Origin of the sequence: Dietzia sp. E1, from assembly GCF_014145015.1 — a bacterium.
GTDB classification, from domain to species: Bacteria; Actinomycetota; Actinomycetes; order Mycobacteriales; family Mycobacteriaceae; genus Dietzia; species Dietzia cinnamea_A.
The window spans coordinates 1-2,764 of sequence record NZ_JAALDU010000185.1 but is presented as its reverse complement, the minus strand read 5'-3'; the positions used below and the strand labels follow the sequence as shown (position 1 = coordinate 2,764).

Below are 2,764 nucleotides of genomic sequence, written 5' to 3'. Positions count from 1 at the left end.
CGCCGCCGCCGTCGAACCGGCCGCCGCCGCGCTCACCGCCGCCGGCGCCACCGACGTCCGTACGCTCACCTGGGGCGCGCCCGGGTCGCGCGTGATCCTGCACTCCGGGTGCGCCCGAACCGCGGTGACCGGATTCCTCGCCGACCCCGTCACCGCCGAGGACTCCGCCGCATGCCCGTCCTGACCGACCGGAGCGCCTCGCCCGACCCCGGACGGCCAGGCGGTACCCTGCGTGGCGTGCCGTTGCCCACCCGAAACACGATGACCGTGCCCCGCGTCCTCGCCCACGTGTTGTGGCCGCTGGCGATCATGACCGTCATCCACCGTGTCCTGATCCGGGCCGTCAACGGCTCCGTCACCAACGACTTCGGCACGGTCTACGCCGCCACCAGGCGGTTCCTCGCCGGCGAGCCGGTGTACGCCGAGAACCTGCTGACCGTCCAGCCGCACTACCTCTACGCCCCCAGCGGGACGTTCATGCTGGCCCCGTTCGGGATGATCGACAACTACACGCTCGCCCGCTGGCTGTTCATCGGCCTCAACACCGCCGCGATCATCGCCGCGCTGTGGCTGCTGATGCGGCTGTTCGACCTGGACGTCCGGTCGTTCGCCGCCCCCGCGATCCTGCTGGCCGCGTTCTGCACGGAGGCCGTCACCAACACGCTGGTGTTCACCAACGTCAACGGCGTGATCTTCCTCTGCCAGGTCGCGTTCCTGTACCTCCTGCACCGCCGACGCCTGTGGTGGGCCGGCGTGGCCATCGGCCTGTCGCTCGCGATCAAACCGATGCTCGCGCCCCTGCTCGTGCTGCCGCTCATCCGCAGGCAGTGGCAGCCGTTCGTCACGGCCGCCGCGATCCCCGCCGTCGCCATGGCCGCCGGCTGGGCGCTGACCGTCGACGCCCGCAGCTACGTCGACACGACACTGGCCTACATGGGCGAGGTGCGTGACTACTACAACAGCTCGCTCGCCGGGCTCGGTCTGTACTACGGGGTCCCCGAGCCGCTCATCCTGGTCGCGCGGATCCTCGTGGTGGTCGCGACGCTATTGGCGGTGTGGCTGCTGCTCGAGTACCGCCACAACCACGAGGTCCTGTGGCTCGCCACCACCTCCGGCGTCGTCCTCTCCGGTGTGTTCCTCGTCTCCACCCTCGGCCAGATGTACTACTCCATGATGCTCATCCCCATCATGCTCACGGTGGTGCTCGACAGGTCGCTGGTGCGCAACTGGCCGGCGTGGCTCGCGGCCTACGGCTTCTTCACGCTCGACTTCTGGGAGTCGACGCGCTGGCCGTACTACGGGAGGCTGCTCGAGTTCGCGCACCCGACCCTCGGCTGGCTGCTGCTGCTGGCCACCGTCCTCGTGGTGCTGCTCTGGCGCCGCTCGGACCCCCGCCGCCACGAGCGGATCGCACCGGCCGCCGCGGCGGCGTAGCCTGCGGGCATGAGCAAGCCCACCGACAGCCACACCCCCCAGCCCGACTTCACCCTCGACGACGCCGAGTGGCGCCGCCGCCTCACCCCGGCGGAGTACCAGGTCCTGCGGCAGGCCGGGACCGAGCGACCCTTCACGGGCGAGTACAACGACACCAAGACCGAGGGCGTCTACCGCTGCCGCGGCTGCGGCGCCGAGCTGTTCCGCAGCGACGCCAAGTTCGAGTCGAACTGCGGCTGGCCCTCGTTCTTCACCCCGCTGGCCGGCGACGCGGTCATCGAGCGCGAGGACACCTCGCTCGGCATGACCCGCACCGAGGTCATCTGCGCCAACTGCCACGGTCATCTGGGCCACGTGTTCGCCGGCGAGGGTTACGGCACGCCCACCGACCTGCGGTACTGCATCAACTCGGTGAGCCTGACCCTCGAGCCCACCGAGGGCTGAGCACGGCACACCCGAGAAGGGGCCGACCGGATCCGTTCCGGTCGGCCCCTTCTTCCGCGCTACGTCTGGGTGCGCGCGAACCCTACGGCAGGGACGCGGTGAGCTCCGCGGCCGTGACGCGCGGCCCGGTGAAGAACGGGATCTCCTCGCGCACGTGGCGGCGGGCCTCGGTCGAGCGCATGATCCGCATGAGATCGACGATGCGGTCGAGCTGCGGCGCCTCGAAGGCGAGGATCCACTCGTAGTCACCGAGCGAGAACGCGGGCACGGTGTTGGCGCGGACGTCCGGGTACTCACGGGCGGCGCGGCCGTGCTCGGCGAGGATCTGGCGACGCTCCTCGTCGGGCAGCAGGTACCACTCGTAGGACCGCACGAACGGGTACACCGAGATGTAGGCGCCCGGCTCCTCCTCGGCGAGGAACGCGGGGATGTGGCTCTTGTTGAACTCGGCGGGCCGGTGCAGGGCGGTGTTGGACCAGTACGCGGTGCTGGCCCGGCCGAGCAGGGTGGTGCGCCGGAACTCGTTGTAGAACCGCTGCAGGTCCTCGATGTGCTCGGCGTGGGTCCAGAACATGAAGTCGGCCTCGGCGCGCAGGCCGGAGACGTCGTACAGGCCGCGGACCACGACGTCCGTGCCCTCGTAGCGGGCGAGGAAGGTCTCGAGATCCGCGGCGACCGCGTCGCGGTCCTCGCCGAGCTGCCCGGGCGTCACGGTGAAGACCGAGAACATGAGGTAGCGCAGGGTGGAGTTGAGCTTCTTGTAGTCGAGGCGTGCCATGGCTCAATCCTGCCACTTCGCGGCCAGCCGCCGGGCCGCGGCCCGTGCCGACCCGATGCAGGCGGGTACCCCCACGCCCTCGGTCGCCCCGCCCACGAGCTCCACGCC

3 protein-coding genes and 1 pseudogene are annotated in these 2,764 nt (G+C 70.4%); 3 read left to right on the top strand and 1 reads right to left on the bottom strand.

Going from position 1 to position 2,764, the window contains the following annotated elements:
• From G6030_RS07505 to msrB, 3 genes and pseudogenes are all read left to right on the top strand, one after another.
• Positions 1-184: pseudogene (locus G6030_RS07505) on the top strand (alpha/beta hydrolase); the annotation flags it as partial.
• 53 nt (positions 185-237) lie between these two features.
• Positions 238-1,434: a glycosyltransferase family 87 protein gene (locus tag G6030_RS07500; protein ID WP_347238605.1), complete on the top strand. Its 1,197-nt coding sequence runs from the start codon at positions 238-240 to the stop codon at positions 1,432-1,434.
• A 9-nt stretch (positions 1,435-1,443) separates the two neighbouring features.
• Entirely contained in the window at positions 1,444-1,878 is a 435-nt protein-coding gene (gene msrB, locus G6030_RS07495; RefSeq protein ID WP_182642690.1) for a peptide-methionine (R)-S-oxide reductase MsrB, read from the top strand.
• Positions 1,879-1,960: 82 nt separating this feature from the next.
• Here msrB and hemQ read toward each other — a convergent pair whose 3' ends face one another.
• Positions 1,961-2,656, bottom strand: coding sequence for a hydrogen peroxide-dependent heme synthase (hemQ, locus tag G6030_RS07490; RefSeq protein ID WP_182642689.1), 696 nt, complete (start codon positions 2,654-2,656; stop codon positions 1,961-1,963).
• Positions 2,657-2,764: the final 108 nt, after the last annotated feature.

Coding starts and splice junctions, on each gene's coding strand:
- msrB (WP_182642690.1), top strand. CDS start 1,444: ATGAGCAAGCCCACCGACAGCCACACCCCCCAGCCCGACTTCACCCTC.
- hemQ (WP_182642689.1), bottom strand. CDS start 2,656: ATGGCACGCCTCGACTACAAGAAGCTCAACTCCACCCTGCGCTACCTC.